The 18,768-nt window shown below is 34.6% G+C and carries 17 protein-coding genes, 1 tRNA gene, 1 other RNA gene, 1 pseudogene and 1 other annotated feature; of the genes and pseudogenes, 13 read left to right on the forward strand and 7 right to left on the reverse strand.

The features are described from left to right. Positions 1–49 precede the first annotated feature (49 nt). On the reverse strand, positions 50–1,012 hold the full coding sequence (locus CN514_RS01205; protein ID WP_098231018.1) for a YaaC family protein: 963 nt from the start codon (positions 1,010–1,012) through the stop codon (positions 50–52). 115 nt (positions 1,013–1,127) lie between these two features. Between CN514_RS01205 and guaB the strand changes: the two genes are divergently transcribed. From guaB to serS, 5 genes are all read left to right on the forward strand, one after another. Then, positions 1,128–2,591: an IMP dehydrogenase gene (guaB, locus tag CN514_RS01210; RefSeq protein WP_097978823.1), complete on the forward strand. Its 1,464-nt coding sequence runs from the start codon at positions 1,128–1,130 to the stop codon at positions 2,589–2,591. Between the two features lie 112 nt (positions 2,592–2,703). Then, positions 2,704–4,035 (forward strand): serine hydrolase, encoded by a 1,332-nt coding sequence (locus CN514_RS01215; RefSeq protein ID WP_483294991.1) that lies wholly within the window; start codon positions 2,704–2,706, stop codon positions 4,033–4,035. A 133-nt stretch (positions 4,036–4,168) separates the two neighbouring features. Then, complete coding sequence (gene pdxS, locus CN514_RS01220; protein ID WP_056471238.1) at positions 4,169–5,053, forward strand: pyridoxal 5'-phosphate synthase lyase subunit PdxS; 885 nt, start codon at positions 4,169–4,171, stop codon at positions 5,051–5,053. Between the two features lie 12 nt (positions 5,054–5,065). Next, positions 5,066–5,653 (forward strand): pyridoxal 5'-phosphate synthase glutaminase subunit PdxT, encoded by a 588-nt coding sequence (pdxT, locus tag CN514_RS01225; RefSeq protein WP_098231019.1) that lies wholly within the window; start codon positions 5,066–5,068, stop codon positions 5,651–5,653. A gap of 50 nt (positions 5,654–5,703) precedes the next feature. Beyond that, positions 5,704–5,929, forward strand: a binding site (T-box leader). Positions 5,930–5,996: 67 nt separating this feature from the next. After that, the gene (serS, locus tag CN514_RS01230) at positions 5,997–7,271 is read left to right on the forward strand and encodes a serine--tRNA ligase (RefSeq protein WP_098231020.1); all 1,275 of its coding nucleotides are present in this window, start codon (positions 5,997–5,999) and stop codon (positions 7,269–7,271) included. 53 nt (positions 7,272–7,324) lie between these two features. Here the strand turns inward: serS and cstA are convergent, their stop codons facing one another. The 3 genes and pseudogenes from cstA to CN514_RS01245 form a co-directional block, all read right to left on the reverse strand. Further along, positions 7,325–9,118, reverse strand: coding sequence for a carbon starvation protein CstA (cstA, locus tag CN514_RS01235; protein ID WP_098231021.1), 1,794 nt, complete (start codon positions 9,116–9,118; stop codon positions 7,325–7,327). Positions 9,119–9,253: 135 nt separating this feature from the next. Then, positions 9,254–9,988: a LytR/AlgR family response regulator transcription factor gene (locus CN514_RS01240; RefSeq protein WP_098231022.1), complete on the reverse strand. Its 735-nt coding sequence runs from the start codon at positions 9,986–9,988 to the stop codon at positions 9,254–9,256. 3 nt (positions 9,989–9,991) lie between these two features. Continuing rightward, a pseudogene (locus CN514_RS01245) lies at positions 9,992–11,743 on the reverse strand (LytS/YhcK type 5TM receptor domain-containing protein). 230 nt (positions 11,744–11,973) lie between these two features. On the opposite strand from CN514_RS01245, the gene CN514_RS01250 reads away from it, so the two are divergent. Continuing rightward, a tRNA-Ser gene (locus tag CN514_RS01250) sits at positions 11,974–12,066 on the forward strand. Between the two features lie 201 nt (positions 12,067–12,267). On the opposite strand, the gene CN514_RS01255 is transcribed toward CN514_RS01250, so the two are convergent. The 3 genes from CN514_RS01255 to CN514_RS01265 all read right to left on the reverse strand — a co-directional run bounded on the left by CN514_RS01255 (position 12,268) and on the right by CN514_RS01265 (position 14,280). Further along, positions 12,268–12,942, reverse strand: a complete 675-nt coding sequence (locus CN514_RS01255) for a deoxynucleoside kinase (RefSeq protein WP_098231023.1) — start codon at positions 12,940–12,942, stop codon at positions 12,268–12,270. Beyond that, a complete protein-coding gene (locus CN514_RS01260) occupies positions 12,939–13,580 on the reverse strand; it encodes a deoxynucleoside kinase (RefSeq protein WP_098231024.1) in 642 nt (213 codons plus the stop codon). Before CN514_RS01260 ends, CN514_RS01255 begins: the two co-directional genes overlap by 4 nt. Before the next feature lie 106 nt (positions 13,581–13,686). Then, on the reverse strand, positions 13,687–14,280 hold the full coding sequence (locus tag CN514_RS01265; RefSeq protein ID WP_098231025.1) for a cysteine hydrolase family protein: 594 nt from the start codon (positions 14,278–14,280) through the stop codon (positions 13,687–13,689). A gap of 82 nt (positions 14,281–14,362) precedes the next feature. Here CN514_RS01265 and tadA point away from each other — a divergent pair, with 82 nt between their 5' ends. The 7 genes from tadA (at position 14,363) to CN514_RS01300 (ending at position 18,588) form a co-directional block, all read left to right on the forward strand. After that, on the forward strand, positions 14,363–14,836 hold the full coding sequence (gene tadA, locus CN514_RS01270; protein ID WP_098231026.1) for a tRNA adenosine(34) deaminase TadA: 474 nt from the start codon (positions 14,363–14,365) through the stop codon (positions 14,834–14,836). Positions 14,837–14,920: 84 nt separating this feature from the next. Then, positions 14,921–15,185, forward strand: an RNA gene (ffs, locus tag CN514_RS01275) — signal recognition particle sRNA large type. 121 nt (positions 15,186–15,306) lie between these two features. Then, positions 15,307–16,992, forward strand: a complete 1,686-nt coding sequence (gene dnaX / locus CN514_RS01280; RefSeq protein WP_098231027.1) for a DNA polymerase III subunit gamma/tau — start codon at positions 15,307–15,309, stop codon at positions 16,990–16,992. A gap of 20 nt (positions 16,993–17,012) precedes the next feature. Next, entirely contained in the window at positions 17,013–17,339 is a 327-nt protein-coding gene (locus CN514_RS01285) for a YbaB/EbfC family nucleoid-associated protein (protein ID WP_098231028.1), read from the forward strand. An 11-nt stretch (positions 17,340–17,350) separates the two neighbouring features. Then, on the forward strand, positions 17,351–17,947 hold the full coding sequence (recR, locus tag CN514_RS01290; protein ID WP_056471203.1) for a recombination mediator RecR: 597 nt from the start codon (positions 17,351–17,353) through the stop codon (positions 17,945–17,947). Positions 17,948–17,970: 23 nt separating this feature from the next. Beyond that, the gene (locus tag CN514_RS01295; protein ID WP_056471200.1) at positions 17,971–18,198 is read left to right on the forward strand and encodes a YaaL family protein; all 228 of its coding nucleotides are present in this window, start codon (positions 17,971–17,973) and stop codon (positions 18,196–18,198) included. A 123-nt stretch (positions 18,199–18,321) separates the two neighbouring features. After that, positions 18,322–18,588, forward strand: a complete 267-nt coding sequence (locus CN514_RS01300; protein ID WP_098231029.1) for a pro-sigmaK processing inhibitor BofA family protein — start codon at positions 18,322–18,324, stop codon at positions 18,586–18,588. Positions 18,589–18,768: the final 180 nt, after the last annotated feature.

Raw genomic sequence — 18,768 nt, forward strand, 5'->3', positions numbered from 1 at the left:
CGTCGCCTGGTAACTAAAAACATCAGCTATTAGGCTGATGTTTTTTTGTTTATTGTGTAGTTAAAAAACGATGAATTAAGTAAGGAATTTTTTGTTCCGTTGCTGTTAAAAATTGGTTTATTAAAGGGTAATCATCAGTAGAATATGTCTGTAAAAGTTCACACCACCAGTCAGTTTCATAGCGACAAATCATACTCAAGTTATATAAAAGTAAATAGTGGTAAAGAATTTCAGGTAATAATGAAAGCCCTTCCTTTTGTGATTTTATAAAATAATTTTGACTTAATATATTAAAATAAAATGGTGCTTTATTTAAAATTTTATCAGGAAAATTTGACTTAATTTTAATTTGCTTTTGATTCTGTTCAAGAATTACAATATCTATTGAAGCTTGTTTTGATTGAAGAAACGAAATAAAACGTTCTGAAGTAAAATGATAAGATGACAAAATTTGTTCAGGTAGAGTGATTACATCATGATCAACAGTAGTTGGGAAAAATAAATTTCCTTTTTTGGTAATTTTAAGGACCTTATTTAATTCCGGTATTGATTGTAAAAGCTGAAGCATTGTAAACTTCTCGTTTTCTAAATTATTTAGATTAAATAATACTTTAGAAGCATGAGTAAATAATCCATTTTTTTGGATTTTAACTTCGTCATCAACAAAAGAGTATCCTACTTTTTTTATTTTTCTTGAGGTAACACCATGAGCCAGGATTGCAGTGGTACTCGGATAATCGGGATCTACGGTGAGGATGCAAGCCTTTAATAATTGTACAAGCCCATAAAACAGTAATGTAGGTTTTACATTAATTTGAGAATTTTGAGCTGCATGAAAATAACTTTTCCCATGCTCAATATAATATAAAAATGGATAAGCATTACGGAAAGCTTTTGTTTTTTGTTCCTTGAAATTAGTTCGTTCATATTTTGTTTGAAGATAGCTTTTTGAATATTGTGCAGAGCTAAAATAACATAGCTCATCCCATACATTACTATACGAGTATAACATAAGAGAGGAACTCCTTATTAACTGAATATTTAAACATAATTTGACTTCCTTGACAGTGTTTTATCCTATTGTTAATCTACTAATAATATTTATACGTGTATAGGGGGGCTTTTTTATGTGGGAATCAAAATTTGTAAAAGAAGGACTTACTTTTGATGATGTATTACTAGTTCCAGCGAAATCTGAAGTACTTCCAAATCAAGTTGATGTGAGTGTGAGATTAACTGAAAAAATTCAATTAAATATTCCATTAATCAGCGCAGGGATGGATACAGTTACAGAAGCAGATATGGCTATTGCAATGGCTAGACAAGGTGGATTAGGTATCATCCACAAAAATATGTCAATCGAAGAGCAAGCTGAACAAGTAGACAAAGTAAAGCGTTCTGAAAGTGGTGTAATTGATGATCCATTCTTCTTAACACCATCTCATAAAGTTGCAGACGCTGAATATTTAATGGGTAAATATCGTATTTCAGGTGTACCAATCGTAAATGATACAGAGAATAGAAAATTAGTAGGTATTTTAACAAATCGTGATTTACGTTTTATTCAAGATTATTCAATTGTTATTTCAGATGTTATGACAAAAGAAAATCTAGTGACTGCTCCTGTTGGAACTACACTTGCAGAAGCAGAAAAAATTCTTCAAAAACATAAAATCGAAAAGCTACCCCTAGTTAATGAAGACGGTACTTTAAAGGGCCTAATTACAATTAAGGATATTGAAAAAGTAATCGAGTTTCCAAACTCAGCGAAAGATCAACAAGGACGATTACTTGTAGGTGCAGCTGTAGGAGTTACAAAAGATGCACTTCAAAGAGTAGAGTTATTAGTGAAAGCTAATGTCGATGTAATTGTAATTGATACAGCACATGGTCACTCTAAAGGCGTTATTGAAAAAGTGAAAGAAATTAGAAGTAGATTCCCAGAATTAGCAATCATCGCTGGTAATGTTGCAACAGGTGAAGCAACAAAAGAACTTATTGAAGCTGGAGCAGATATCGTAAAAGTTGGTATTGGACCAGGTTCTATCTGTACTACTCGTGTTGTTGCTGGAGTAGGTGTTCCTCAACTAACTGCGGTTTATGACTGTGCTTCGGTTGCTAGAGAGTACGGAGTTCCTATTATTGCAGATGGTGGTATTAAATACTCTGGAGATATCGTTAAAGCTCTTGCAGCTGGTGGACATGTAGTAATGTTAGGTAGTATGTTTGCTGGTGTACAAGAAAGCCCTGGTGAAACAGAAATCTTCCAAGGTAGACAATTCAAAGTATACCGTGGTATGGGTTCTGTTGGAGCAATGGAAAGAGGAAGTAAAGATCGTTATTTCCAAGAAGGGAATAAAAAACTAGTTCCTGAAGGTATCGAAGGACGTGTTCCATATAAAGGCCCATTAGCTGATACAGTTCACCAACTAATTGGTGGAATTAGAGCTGGTATGGGTTACTGTGGTACGGCTACACTAAATGAATTAAGAGATAACGCACAGTTTATTCGTATGTCTGGTGCTGGATTACGTGAAAGTCATCCACACGACGTTCATATTACAAAAGAAGCACCAAATTACTCACTATAATAATTTAAGCAATGTACCTAGGGCAATTACAAGAAATTGTAGTTGCCTATTTTTTAGGAAATAATTGTGTTAAAATGAACAAGTGAGATTAAAGGTTGGAGGTAAAACAGTGATTGGAAAGAAAATACTAACGAAATTGATCGTAATAGCATTAGCGATAACGATAATCATCCCAATGAATTTACGACCGGCTGCTGCTGCAGAGGACGTTTTAGACATTAAAGCTAAAGCCGCAATTTTAGTTGATGCAGATTCAGGGAAAATATTATATGAAAAAAATTCAAAAGCTCCATTACCGATTGCAAGTATGTCTAAAATGATGACAGAATATCTAGTTAATGAAGCGATTAAAAATGGGAAAATTTCTTGGGACGAGAAGGTAACTGTTTCTGATTATGCTCATAAAATCTCTCAAAACACTGGATTATCTAACGTGCCACTTGAATTAGGTGGTCAATATACAGTAAGAGAATTATACGAAGCAGCTGCTATTTACTCAGCAAATGGTGCGACAATTGCTCTAGCAGAAAAAATCGGTGGATCTGAGAAAAACTTCGTCCAATTAATGAATGATAAAGCAAAGAAACTAGGACTAGGAGACGTTAAGTTTGTTAATGCTACTGGTTTAGTAAATAAAGACTTACAAGGCATGCAACCAGAGGGAACTGCCCTAACTGATGAAAATATTATGTCAGCAAACGGTGTTGCAAAATTGGCTTATAATCTAATCAAAACATATCCTGAAGTACTTCAAACTTCTTCAATTCCAAAGAAAACATTCCAAGAAGGTGGTAAGTATCCAGTAAAAATGGATAACTGGAACTGGATGTTACCAGGATTAGTATTTCAATACCCAGGTATGGATGGGTTAAAAACGGGTTCAACAGATTCAGCTGGCTTCTGTTTCGCTGGAACTGCTAAAAGAGATGGTCAACGTTATATTACAGTTGTAATGGGAGCAAATTCTTACAACTCAAGATTTAGTGAAACGGCTAAATTAATGGATTACGGTTTCAGTAACTTTGAAAAAGTTACACTGGTATCAAAAGGTCAAACAATAAAAGGTAATAAAATAGTAAAAGTAGTTAAAGGTAAAGATAAAGAAGTAAAAGTAGTAGCAAAAGACGACGTTACTTTAGCTATAAAACGCGGTGAAGCTAAAAATTATAAAGCAACAGTCCAATTATCAGGTAAATCAATTGATAAAGATGGCAATATTAAAGCTCCAATTAAAAAAGGAACAAAGGTTGGACAAATAGTGGTTAAATCTTCAAAGAATGAAGATTTAGGATTTATCAATACTAATAATCAATCGTACGATTTAGTAGTTGATAAAAGTGTTGATAAAGCAAATTGGTTAGTTTTATCATTTAGAGGAATTGGATCATTTTTTGGAAATTTATGGGATAGTATCATAAGCGGAATTGGTGGTTTATTTAAATAAATTTCTATATAAAAATATCAGTAATTGTTAAGTTGTCATTTTTTCAGTAAAATAAAAGTAAGGTAACTTTAACTAGGGGAAGAGAAATACTAAAATGTTACCAAGTAAGCTTTAATAATGGAGGGGCATAACAATGAATTTAACAGGAACAGAACGTGTAAAACGTGGCATGGCAGAAATGCAAAAAGGCGGCGTTATTATGGACGTAGTAAATGCTGAGCAAGCTAAAATTGCAGAAGCTGCTGGTGCAGTAGCAGTAATGGCATTAGAAAAGGTACCATCTGACATTCGTGCAGCTGGTGGAGTAGCTCGTATGGCTGATACAAGTATTACTGAGGAAATTCTTAACGCTGTTAGTATTCCTGTAATGGCTAAAGCTCGTATTGGACATATCGTTGAAGCGCGTGTTTTAGAAGCAATGGGAGTAGATTACATCGATGAGAGTGAAGTATTATCTCCAGCAGATGATATCTTCCATATTAATAAATCAGATTACACTGTTCCATTCGTTTGTGGTTGCCGTAACTTAGGTGAAGCACTTCGTCGTATTGGTGAAGGCGCATCTATGCTACGTACAAAAGGTGAGCCAGGTACTGGAAACATCGTAGAAGCAGTACGTCACTTACGCCAAATTAACGGAGAAATCCGCAAAGTAGTTGGTTTATCTCGTGATGAATTAATGGTTGAAGCTAAAAACCTTGGCGCTCCATTCGAATTATTACTTCAAATTAAAGAGCTTGGTCGTTTACCAGTTGTTAACTTTGCGGCTGGCGGAGTAGCAACACCTGCAGACGCAGCTTTAATGATGGAATTAGGAGCTGACGGAGTATTCGTAGGATCTGGTATCTTCAAGTCAGAAAACCCTGAGAAATTTGCTCGTGCGATTGTACAAGCTACTACTCACTATCAAGATTATGAATTAATCGCTAACCTTTCTAAAAACTTAGGTCCTGCTATGAAAGGTATCGATATGAGACAACTTGCTGCAGCAGATCGTATGCAAGATCGTAGCATTTAAGTTGGTGATTTTATGAAAATAGGCGTATTAGCATTACAAGGTGCAGTTCAAGAACATATAAATGCAATTAAAGCATGTGGTGCTGAAGCTGTTATCGTGAAACGTGTAGAACATTTAGATGGACTTGATGGTATTGTACTACCTGGTGGAGAGAGCACTGCAATGCGTAAGTTGCTTGACCACGTTGGTTTATTAGAACCATTAAAAGAGAAAATCAAAAATGGTTTACCAGCATTCGGTACATGTGCAGGCATGATCTTACTTTCAAAAGAGATTGCAAATGATGACACGGTGCATATAGGAGTTATGGATATGGTAGCTGAACGTAATGCTTATGGTAGACAAGTGGATAGTTTTGAAGTAAACATCCCAATTAATGGTGTATGTGAAGACTACCCAGCTGTATTTATCAGAGCACCATTTATTCGTTCAGTATCAGGTGATGCAGAGGTTATTGCAGAACATGATGGTAATATTGTAGCAGTTAGACAAAATCACATGTTAGCAGCATCTTTCCATCCGGAATTAACGAATGATTACCGTTTTATGAATTACTTTGTAGAGATGGTTAAGGAAAAAAGTGCAAATTTAAGTATGTAACTATTGAAAAAAGTAAAAGCTTATAGTAAATTATTTTATAATTTAAATTGTTTAAAGCGACGAAAGAAAATAGTAACAAGTTCTAAATTTATAGAGAGTCGGTGGTTGGTGCAAACCGATAATGAAGACTTGTGAATCCATTCTTGAGTGGGTTACGGAATGCTGTACAGCTAGTAAGTAACCCCGGTACTATAGTCCGTTAACTATACTAAGGTGGAAGGATTATTTATTAATTCTTCAATTAGGGTGGCAACGCGGGTAGCTCTCGTCCCTTTTATGGGATGAGGGCTTTTTTGTATTTATTTTTATCCTTTAGACAATAAAAGAATAGGAGGAATTAAAAATGTTAGACATTAAATTATTACGTAGTAATTTTGAAGATGTTAAAGCAAAACTTCAGTTACGTGGTGGCGACATAAGCTATATCGAAAAATTTGAAGACTTAGATTTAAACCGTAGGGAATTACTTGTTCAGGTTGAAGGGTTAAAAAGCCGACGTAATGAAGTTAGCCAAGAAATCAGTGTGTTAAAGCGTGAGAAAAAAGATGCAGAAGCACTAATTGTTGAGATGAGAGAAGTTGGGGATAAAATTAAAGCTCTAGATGAAGAGATTAGAACTTTAGAAGAACAACTAGATGCTATCTTATTTACAATTCCAAACTTAGTTAGTGATTCAGTACCAGTTGGATTAACAGAAGACGATAATGTTGAAATTCGTAGAATAGGTGAAGTTCGTACATTTGATTTTGAACCAAAGGCACATTGGGACTTAGGTGTTGATTTAGACATTTTAGACTTCGAACGTGGAGCAAAAGTTACTGGTAGCCGTTTTACTTTCTATAAAGGCTTAGGAGCTAGACTTGAACGTGCTTTAATCAGCTTTATGTTAGATCTTCATACAGAGGAGCATGGATACACTGAAGTATTACCTCCGAACCTTGTAAATCGTGCTAGCATGATCGGTACAGGACAATTACCAAAATTTGAAGAAGACGCATTCCGTATCGAGAAAGAAGACTTTTTCTTAGTACCTACTGCAGAAGTACCTGTAACAAACTATCACCGTGACGAAATTCTTGATGCTGCTCAATTACCGATTGCATATACTGCATATAGCGCGTGTTTCCGTTCTGAGGCTGGTTCTGCCGGTCGTGATACACGAGGATTAATTCGCCAGCATCAATTTAATAAAGTTGAACTAGTGCGCTTTGTGAAACCTGAAGATTCTTATATTGAGTTAGAAAAATTAACAGGTCAAGCTGAAAAAGTTCTTCAATTATTAGGATTACCATACCGTGTCATTACTTTATGTGCTGGAGATATTGGATTTTCTTCTGCAAAAACGTATGACATTGAAGTTTGGTTACCAAGCTATGATGCATATAAAGAAATTTCTTCTTGTAGTAACTTTGAGGCGTTCCAAGCAAGAAGAGCGAATATACGCTTCAGACGCGATCCAAAAGGAAAACCAGAATTTGTTCATACATTAAACGGCTCTGGTCTTGCAATTGGACGTACGGTTTCTGCAATTTTAGAAAACTACCAACAAGCAGATGGCTCAGTTATTATTCCTGAAGTTCTTCGTCCGTATATGGGTGGAAAAGAAGTAATTAAATAAATAAAAAGCAGATGGTATTTGAGAAGTGATTCTCAGGTCCATCTGCTTTTTATTTAGATCGTTTTAACATTAATTTTATAATTAGGTGTGTTCCACAATTCCATCCACTTTTTAATAGCTGATATTAAAATCACGACACCTAAAACTAACATAATAATAGATAAGACACCATTTAGCATACTATAACCGGCTGCATCATGGTTTAGATAAACATTTTTGATCATCCAGTATCCTGCATAATTTACAGTGATAAATAGGTAGGCAAGAGGAATCAAACAAGTAAGCATATACCAACGTTTATCAGCTATCTTTAATAGCACTGTTACCCCTATGATTAATCCAATAGAAGCCATTAATTGATTTGATACTCCAAATAATGCCCAGATTGATCCGATATCCCCTGAAAATAAGAGATATCCCCACATAAAGCATGCTAGTGCACTAGCAAAAATTGATCCTGGTATCCAATCTGTTTTCTTCAATGGTTTATAATATTCACCAAAGAAATCTTGAATTAAATATCTTGCTACTCGCGTTCCAGCGTCAATTGCTGTTAAAATAAATACGGCTTCGAACATAACAACAAACTGGAAGAAATATGATGCTAAGTGACTAAACCATGGGATAGATGTAAATATGTACGTCATACCAACCGCCAATGTAACAGCTCCACCAGTACGCCCTTCTAGACTTAACCCAATTTCTTTACTAAGTTCCGGTAAGTGGACAACATTCATTCCTAACGTTTTAAAAACTTCTGGAGTAGAGTTAATTGCAAAGTAGTCTGATGGCTGAAGTGCAGTAGCATCGATTAAAGCCATAATACCTACTAAACATTCAACTAGCATTGCACCGAATCCTACGACCTTTATATCGCTCCATCGATCAAGCATTTTTGGGGTAGTACCAGAGCCTACAAATGCATGAAAACCTGAGATTGCTCCACATGCTATTGTAATTGAAATAAATGGCCAAACTGGACCAGCTAAAATGGGTCCTCCGCCGTTAACAAATTTAGATACAGTCGGAAATTGGATGGATGGATTAATAATAAATACCCCAATAATGAGTGCAATAAATACACCGATTTTCATAAAACTACTTAAATAGTCACGAGGTGCTAGTAAAAGCCACACTGGTAAAGCAGCAGCAAAAAACGCATAGATAGGTAGTATGATTGCCAAAGTTCTTGTATCAAATGTTAAAAAATCACCTATAGCTGTTTCTTGTATTGTCGGTCCCATAAAGACTCCAACCATTAATAAAATAAATCCAATCGTTGAAGCTAATTTTAAATTGCCAGTTTTTTTATAAAGTAGACCAACACCCATCGCAATTGGTATTGTAATTCCAACTGCAAATGTCCCCCATGAGTTATTTTCTAGCGCATGTAGAACAACCATTGAAAGACCGGCCATTGTAATTGTAATAATGAAAAGCATAGCTAGTCCCGTACAGAAGCCTGCAACTGGTCCAAGCTCTTCTTTTGCTACTTCTGATAGCGTCTTTCCTTTCTTTCTCATCGAAGCATATAAAACAACAGCATCATGTACTGCTCCGCCGATTACAGCACCAATTAAAAGCCATAACAGACCTGGAAGGTAACCAAATTGAGCGGCCAATATTGGACCTACTAGAGGGCCAGCTGCTGCGATTGCAGCAAAGTGATGACCAAATGTTACCCATTTGTTTGTAGGAACATAATCCTTACCATCGTTTAACTCATGAGCTGGAGTAGGTATAGAATCATTTAACTTAAGTACCTTCACAGCCATAAATGTTCCGTATAGACGATATGCAATCATCAAAATACACATAGAAGCAATAACGATTGTAACCGCATTCATTTTACTTAATAAGCCTCCCCTGTATCTTTTTATTTACATTCATTTTACTTTATGAAAATTAAAATTTTGAATTTTCAATGTAAGATGCAATAAAAACAGGTTGAGAAGCATGAATGGATTATTGAAATACAAGCTTTATAAATTAAAAAGTTGTTTAAGCTCCTTTGTGTATGTTCGGCTAACGGGTACTTTTTCACCATCATTCATAATTAAATTAAATGTGGAATTAAACCAAGGCTGAATTTCAATAATTTTATCCAAATTGACAATATAGCTCCGGTGGACACGGGTAAATGAAGTATTTTGTAGCTTTCGTTCTAAATTGATTAAAGGTTCATTTATTCGATGGGTCATCTTATCAGTAACGACGCTTGTTTTACCTTCTTGTGTAAAAATGTAAATGATCTCTTCGAATGTTATTAAAAGAATTCTTTCATCAACCGAAATAGCCAATTTATCTTGTTTTAAAAGAGGGGGATTCTTTTTTATCTCAGTCTTAATAGATTTCATACTTAGTTTCGCTAATTTTTCGATAGTCTTTTGAATTCTTATTTCATCAAATGGTTTTAAAATATAATCAATCGCATGTAAATCGAATGCATTTAAAGCATACTTGTCAAAAGCTGTTGCAAAGACGATTGCTGGTTGGTGGCTGAGATCCTGAAGCTTTTGAGCTAACTCTAATCCATTTTCATCAGCTAACTGGATATCTAAAAATACAACGTCGACTTCTTCTATTTGAATGAATTCCAATGTACTTCTAATTGAGTCCGCTTCACCAACTATTTCGACTCCCTTGCTTCTTTTTAGTAAATAAGCTAGTTCGTCTCTTGCTAATGGTTCATCATCTACAATTAGTGCCTTTAACATTATTTATCCCTCCATTACTTCTTGCGTTAATGGGATTCTTATCGATACTTTCGTTCCAGTGTTTAGATCGGATTTTATTTGAAAATATTCTTTTTCCCCGTAAATTTCTTCAATTCGTTTTTTTATATTCCATAACGCTGTTCCAGTTCCCTCTTTAGACTGTATTTTTTCGTTCCCGATTGTATTTAGTAGCTCCGGTGAAATCCCCTTGCCGTTATCTTCAGTAATAAGAATCATATCATTATTGAATTCATATGCTTGTACTGTTACCAATAATTTCTTTTCCTTTGAAAATGCATGTCGAATCGAATTCTCTACAAGTGGTTGAAGTGTAAAAGGGGGGATTTGAACCGTTTTTAAATGAGGTTCTATTTGGAACTCAACATTGAATTTAGAAGGAAACCTAGTTTGTTCAATCGTTAAATATGCTTCTATATGTTCTAATTCCTTTTCTAAGGTGACTAAGGTCTGCCTTGCCCCTTGTAAGTTATTTCGAAAAAAAGTACTTAAATGGATTAGTAATTTTCTAGCTTGATCAGCATCTGTTCTAATTAAACTTGATATTATATTTAAAGAATTGAACAGGAAGTGGGGGTGCATTTGTGCTTGTAATGCTTTTATTTCAGCATCTTTTACTAATTTTCGCTGTAGTTCAGCCTCTGCTAATTCCAATTGGGTAGAAAAAAGCTTAGATAATCCATCTGCTAGTTCTTTCTCAACTTTATCTAGCTTGTTGGAATCCGTGTAATATAGCTTTAAAGATCCAACAGTTTTATTTAAAGCCTTTAACGGTAATACAATAGCCGCACTTAAAGGGCAATCCATATAGAAACATTGAATTTCATCTTTTGAAGTAGCAATAATAATTTTCCCTTCTTTTAGTGCCTTCTTGGTTAGCTTTGTTGCGAAACTATTCATTGGTTCATGGTGATCTGAACCTGCACCCACGTGAGCAAGTACACTTTTGTGATCAGTAATCGAAATTGCATCTGCCTTGGTTAATTTAAAAATAATTCTTGCTGCTTCATTGCAAGAATGAGGGGTTAATCCCTGTCTAAAAAATGGTAAAGTCTACTCTGCGATATACAGAGCTTTGTTTGTTTGAAGCGCTCGCGTTTTTTCTTCTTCCTGTAAAATATTTTGGATGATTAATATAAATATAAGCGTACCAAAACCATTTATTAGAATCATTGGAAGAGCAATTACTTCAACAAGATGAAGAGCGGCCCAAAATGGTTTTGCGATTAAAAGAATAATCCCCATTTGAACACATTCCATAATAATTCCAATTGATACTACACTCCAAAGGGATTTGTTTTTCTGTATCCCGAATCTTTTTCTAAGTATTCCTGTAACAACTCCTGCAACGATTGTAGAAATGGCACATGCATATGCAGTAAATCCGCCTAATGTTAGACGGTGTAAGCCTGCTATTAATCCGACCCCTAAGCCAACAACCGGCCCGCCAATTAGACCGCCAATGGCTACTCCCATAATTCTTGTATTTGCAATTGCATTATTACTTGCAACGTTAAAGTGCCATGACTGAGACATAATTGACTCATGATAAATATGAACACCTGTATAATTACTAATTACACCAAAGGCGCCAAATATAACAATTAGGATCACTTTTGCACTAAAGGAGTGTTCATTTTGAATGATTTGTCTAAATGACTTCATCCTTGAAAGTAAAAAGGCGAGTATAACAAGAATACCCACTCGTTCTAGCATCAGCGGTATTAATTCAAACATATCCTTCTCCTTAAAAATTTCTTATGTTTTTAAATGGTAGTACTATTATAAATACAAATGAATTTTCTGTATATTTTTTCTACTTATGAAAAAGGTGTATAGTTTAATAGTTAGATGACGATAATATTTGTTGTAAAAAGGTTGTTTTTATTTCCAGAAAAAAATATATTTTTTTTAGAAGAATGCTTGACCTTATTTTTTTCGTATGGTATTATAAATCTTGTCAATACGGAGTAATACCCAAGTCTGGCTGAAGGGATCGGTCTTGAAAACCGACAGGGGTGTAACAGCCCGCGGGGGTTCGAATCCCTCTTACTCCTCCATTTTTTAAATTAAAAGAGTGCATATATATAGTAAACTCGTTACATTATTGTAACGAGTTTTTTGTTTGTTTTTTTGACCTTATACATGTTAAACGACAAAGAAAAAGCTGCAAACTTTACATGATACAGTTTGCAGCTTTTTTATATATAGTTACTAATTATGTGAATGTATTACTTTTAAAACACATTCCACATTTCATCTTATCTAGATTTCATATATTTTTGTGAATGATTTAGTACGTTTCCAATCTTCTTAATGATTTCTTCTACAGAAGATTCATTTTTAATTAAATCATACTCGCTAATACTTAAACGAAGTACAGGACATGCGTTAAAGTTATTAATCCAGTTTTCGTAACGTGTATTCATTTCTTTCCAATATTCAATAGGAGTTTGTTGCTCCATTGGGCGTCCACGCTCTTTAATACGCTCAACGACTTCATCGAATGTTCCTTCTAAGTAAATTAATAAATCAGGAGCTGGGAAATAAGGTGACATAACCATAGCATCAAAAAGGCTAGTATATGTTTCGTAGTCTACTTCACTCATCGTTCCTTTTTCATAATGCATTTTCGCAAAGATGCCAGTGTCCTCATAAATTGAACGGTCTTGGATAAATCCACCACCATATTCAAACATTCTTTTTTGTTCTTTGAATCGCTCTGCTAAGAAGTATATTTGTAAATGGAAGCTCCAACGAGCAAAATCTTGATAAAATTTATCTAGGTATGGGTTTGTATCTACTTTTTCAAATGATGTACGAAAGTTTAGCGCATCTGCAAGCGCATTGGTCATAGTAGATTTTCCTACACCTACTGTCCCAGCAATTGTAATAACTGCATCGTTTCGTATTCCGTATTTTTCACGTAAATTCATATACTTCTTAGCTCCTTTTGTAAGGTGTTTTCTAACGATTCTAGTATCATCGTTAAATCTCTCGGGTTATTAACGAAGTCAATTTGATCACCGTCAAACTTTAGTACAGGTATTTCAGGGTATTTAGCTTGAAATTCTTTCATGTGTGTCTCGTAATCTTCAATTAACTGAAGTAGGTACTGGTCCTCAATCAATTGTTCGAATTCTCTACCACGAAGTTGAATACGCTTTTGTAGCGTTTCAAGGCTTGCCGTTAAGTAAATAACCACATTTGGCTTCGGCATATCCTCAGTTAATATTTGATATATTTTTAAATATTTATCATGCTGCTTGTCTTTTAATGTTCTGCTAGCAAAAATTAAATTCTTAAGGATGTGGTAGTCTGCAACCACTGGAATCGACTTATTAAGAAACATTCTGTCTATATCTTCTAATTGTTTAAATCGATTACAAAGGAAAAACATTTCTGTTTGGAAACTCCACTCTTCAATGTCCGTATAAAACTTACCCAAAAAAGGATTTTCATCTACAATTTCTTTTAATAGTTCATAATGAAAGTGTTCAGAGATCGCTTTGGATAGAGATGTTTTTCCGACACCAATAGGTCCTTCTACTGTTATAAAAGGTACATGTATCATCTCTTGTCCTCCTTACTAGTCAAATTCCGTATCATACTCAAAAAACATACAGAAACTATTTTAACATACTGTAGTCAGACGGAATACCATTTTAAAATTTTTCCAATTACTGATAATTGTTGCTCACTAAATGGTTGATCATTTCTTCTATTTCTTGAGTTTGAATAACCGTAGCATTTAAAATGTCCTTCATCATATAAATTGAAACTTTTTCATCATAATCAGTAACCGAGGAAATTGCATCTTGAGGTATAATTAAGTTATAATCCCGCATAAAAGCATCATTTGCTGTAAAAAGTACACAACGATTTCCTGCAACCCCTACAATAACCAAATGGGTAATGTTTAATTTTTTAAGTAATTCATCTAAATTTGTTAAGTAAAAGCCTGAGTAGTTAGGCTTAAAGATAAAATAATCTTCCTTGTTTGGTTGTATATGTTTTATTAAGTCGTAGCTTAGGGGGTTTAGACAATGCTTAATAAGTTTTTCTTGGGTCGGGTTTTCGATTTTATAATGGTCATTAACATATATAGTAGGAAGTTTTTTGTTTTTAAAAATGTCTCTTATGTAATTTATTTTCGGAACCATATGGATTGATTTATCCGCAAGAACACTTCCGTGTTTAAAAGTAAATGAGTTGATTAAATCGACAATTAATAATGCAGGCAACTGCTTGTCTTTTTGATTTGAAGAATTCAATCGGCTTCACTCCAATCTATGTTTAGTTTATCTACTCGTAAAAAGAATATTTGTTTGTTAAAGAAATAAAGAGGTGTAAAGTTTGAATAAAGATGAGATTTATATGAAGTTGGCAATAGAGGAAGCACTAAAAGCACAGCAGATAGGTGAAGTACCTATTGGAGCTGTATTGGTTCACAACGACCAAGTCATTGCACGAGGTTATAATTTACGTGAAACAAAACAAACTGCTTTAGGTCACGCAGAAATGAGTACAATAGAAGATGCGTGTAAAGTCATTGATTCTTGGCGATTAGAGGAAACAACTCTATATGTAACGTTAGAACCTTGTCCGATGTGTGCGGGTGCTATCATTCAATCAAGAATTCCAAGAGTCGTTTTCGGTGCAAAAGACCCGAAGGCAGGTTGTGGAGGATCAATATATAATCTTTTGCAAGAAGATCGATTTAACCATCGCTGTGAAGTTAGTTCGGGTATATTAGAAGAAGAATGTGGTAAATTATTAACGAATTTCTTTAGAGAGTTGCGATCTAGAAAGAAAAATTTACCTTCATGAGGACAAGGATTGATTTTTTATTTCGGTTCGTATATACTTTAAATACCGCTTCAATCAGCGGTTTAAAATTAGGTTTTAACTTTGCCGTGCTAGGTGGGGAGGTAGCGGTGCCCTGTACTCGCAATCCGCTCTAGCGAGACTGAATTCCACTCCGAGGTGTATCTATTTCAGGGTCTGCCTTAAATAAGTGGTGTTGACGTCTGGGTCCTACGCAACGAGAACTCATGAACCTTGTCAGGTCCGGAAGGAAGCAGCAATAAGTGAGCCATCTCGTGTGCCGTAGGGGTGCCTGGGCCGAGCTAACTGTTTAAGTAACGCCTGGGGTAGTGCATCGACGAGTGGTGCACGGCAGTAACTTTATAAAAACTCACTCAATTTTGAGTGAGTTTTTTTGTTTTCTTTAAAATATTTTCCATGAAATCATTACATAGGGTATAATAATGATGACTTTGTAAGAAGGAGGAAACCAATTGACTTATCAAGCATTATATCGTTTGTGGAGACCGCAGCAGTTTAAAGATGTCGTGGGTCAAGATCACATTATACGAACGTTACAAAACTCCCTTCTTCAGCAAAAAGTATCACATGCATATTTGTTTACAGGTCCACGTGGAACAGGTAAAACGAGTACAGCAAAAATCTTCGCAAAAGCTTTAAATTGTGAACATGCACCTACTAATGAACCTTGTAATGAGTGTGCCATTTGTAAAGGAATTACTGATGGATCCATTTCAGATGTAATTGAGATTGATGCAGCATCAAACAATGGTGTAGATGAAATACGTGATATTCGAGAAAAAGTTAAATATGCTCCTTCTGTAGGCAAATTTAAAGTGTACATAATAGATGAGGTCCATATGTTATCAATAGGGGCTTTTAATGCATTATTAAAAACATTAGAAGAGCCTCCAAGTCACGTTATCTTTATATTAGCTACTACTGAACCACATAAAATACCATTGACGATTCTATCAAGATGTCAACGTTTTGACTTTCATAAGATAAGTGCTCAAACGATTTCAGATCGATTGACAGTTGTTCTGAATCATCAGCAAACAGCAATTGAACCAGAAGCTTTGATGATGTTATCTCGTGCAGCTGAAGGTGGAATGAGGGATGCACTAAGCATTCTGGATCAAGCTATCTCATATAGCGATGAATCTATTTCATTAGACGATGTTTTAGCGGTAACAGGCACAGTGGCTCAAGAACGTTTAATATCTGTTGTTTCAGCGATAATAGATGGTAATGTATCAGTTTGTTTAACTAATATTGAAGAACTATTAAACCAAGGTAAAGATCCAGTTCGGTTTATTGAAGATTTAACAGTTTATTATCGAGATATTCTATTATATAGGCATTCACCAAGTACAATTGAATTACTTGAGAGAGCAACAGTTAGTGATCGATTTAAAGAGCTTTGCGATGCATACAATGATGAGTTAGTGTATGAAATTATCGCTTCATTAAGTAAAAGTCAGCAAGAAATGAAATGGACTAATCATCCAAGAGTTTTACTTGAGGTGGCAATTGTACAACTTTGTCAAAAAGCTTCCGTGAGCGGTATCGGTAAAAAACAGGACGAGCTGACACCATTAATTAATAAAATTAACGCTCTTGAAAAAGAAGTGAAATTTTTAAAAGAAAATGGTATTACAGTAAGTGGAACGAATGATTCCTCTACTAGTCCAAAACCGAAATCGACTACATCTCGTTCGAAAATACCAAATAGTTTAATACAAGGTGTATTAAGAGCTGCTTCTAAACCAGAAAAAAATAAAGTTTTAGCAGTTTGGACATCACTTCAAGATCAATTAAGGCAACAAAATAAGGTTTCTACTGCGACATTAGTATCATATGGTGAAGTAGTGGCAGCTTCTTCCGAACAGTGTATTGTTGCTTTTAAATCAGAGACAATCTGTGATTTAATCAATAATAACGGTGAACAAGAGCACTTAACAACGATAAATCAAACATTATCAAATTTATTAGGTGCAGAAATGAGTATGTTAGCAATTCCCGAAGAAGATTGGAGATCGACTAGGGATTCATTTTTAAATACAACAAAACAAAAAGAGACTTCAACAGAAGTTTCACCAATTGTACAAGAGGCAATCAATCTTGTTGGTGAAGATTTAGTCATTATTAAAGAATAAATATATTGGAGGAAATGAAAATGATGCGTGGCGGAATGGGCAATATGAATAATATGATGAAACAAATGCAAAAGATGCAAAAACAAATGGAACAAGCACAAAATGAATTAAATGAGCGTACATTTGTTGGTACAGCTGGCGGTGGAATGGTAACTGTTACAGCTAATGGCTTAAAACAAATTGTTGAAGTTACGATTAAAGAAGATGTAGTAGATCCAGAAGATATTGAAATGCTACAAGATTTAGTTTTAACTGCAACTAATGATGCTATTAAACAAATTGAAGATGCAACAGCTAAAACAATGGGGCAGTTTACTAAAGGAATGAATATTCCAGGATTATTTTAAGGGTAAGACAAATGCATTACCCTGAGCCGATATCCAAATTAATAGATAGTTTTATGAAGTTGCCAGGGATTGGTCCCAAGACGGCCGTTCGACTGGCATTTTTTATGTTAGATATGAAGCAAGACGACGTGTTAGACTTTGCAAAATCAATGATAGATGCAAAAAGAAAACTACTTTACTGTTCAGAATGTGGCCATATAACTGACCAAGACCCTTGTTATATTTGTAGTGATCAACATCGAGATCGATCTACGATATGTGTAGTGCAAGATACGAAAGATGTTATTGCTATGGAAAAAATGCGAGAATATCAAGGTCTATATCATGTACTTCATGGTGCAATTTCTCCTATGGAGGGAGTTGGACCTGAAGACATTAAAATTATGGAATTATTGAGCAGACTAAAAGATGATGTAGTTCAAGAAATTATTTTAGCTACCAACCCGAATATAGAGGGTGAAGCAACTGCTATGTATATTTCCAGGCTATTAAAATCTACGGGTATAAAAATTACTCGAATCGCACATGGTCTACCAGTAGGCGGAGACTTAGAATATGCAGATGAGGTTACACTCTCGAAAGCCCTGGAAGGTAGAAGAGAACTTTAGAAACTGATTAATGGAGAGAGACCATGGGTTTTTTTCGAAAAAAAGGAAAGATTCGTAAAGAATTTGATGAAAAGTTAGTTGATAGACTACATGACTACAAAGATATTTACTTAAGTCAGGTCGAGTTAATGGAAAGAAGCGTAGATCCACCAGATGATCTATTAATCCATGTAAAGCTTTACCAAGCTAAATATTTCTTCTTATTAAAAGAAGCAAAGGCTAGAAATGTTTTAATAACAAAAATGAAATAGATAAAAGAGTTTATTGTTTAGGCAATAGGCTCTTTTTTTATTAATGTTTTTTGTCATTGATTAGTTCCTTTTCTCATACAATCTTAGTAAAAGGTGTACAAGTTATATGAGGGGAGTTTTTTTGTGGTGAATAGTATTATTATGATTTCAGTTGTATTGTTTGTAATCTTATTTCTATTATTAGTAGGTCTACCAGTTAAAGCTTTAAAACTAATTAGCAGATACATACTAAGAGGCATTGTATGTGTCATGATTGTATTTATATTAAACTATGCTTTAGCTTCGAATAATTTTCATATTCCAATTAATACTGTTACTTGTGCATTCTTAAGTGTATTAGGTGTTCCAGGTATTGTAGCATTAAGTGTAATTGGTATTTATATCGTATAAAAAATATATAAAAAAGTTTTAAAAAACTGTTGACCATTTATCGAGGGGATGTTATATTTATATACGTCGCTGATGGCGATAACAAAAAAAAGAAAAAACAACTGTTGACAGATTTTGTCGAAGGTGATAAACTGATTAAGTTGTTAAAAAACAAGATGATCTTTGAAAACTAAACAAAAC

This window comes from Bacillus sp. AFS001701 (assembly GCF_002559405.1).
Lineage (GTDB): Bacteria > Bacillota > Bacilli > Bacillales > Bacillaceae_G > Gottfriedia.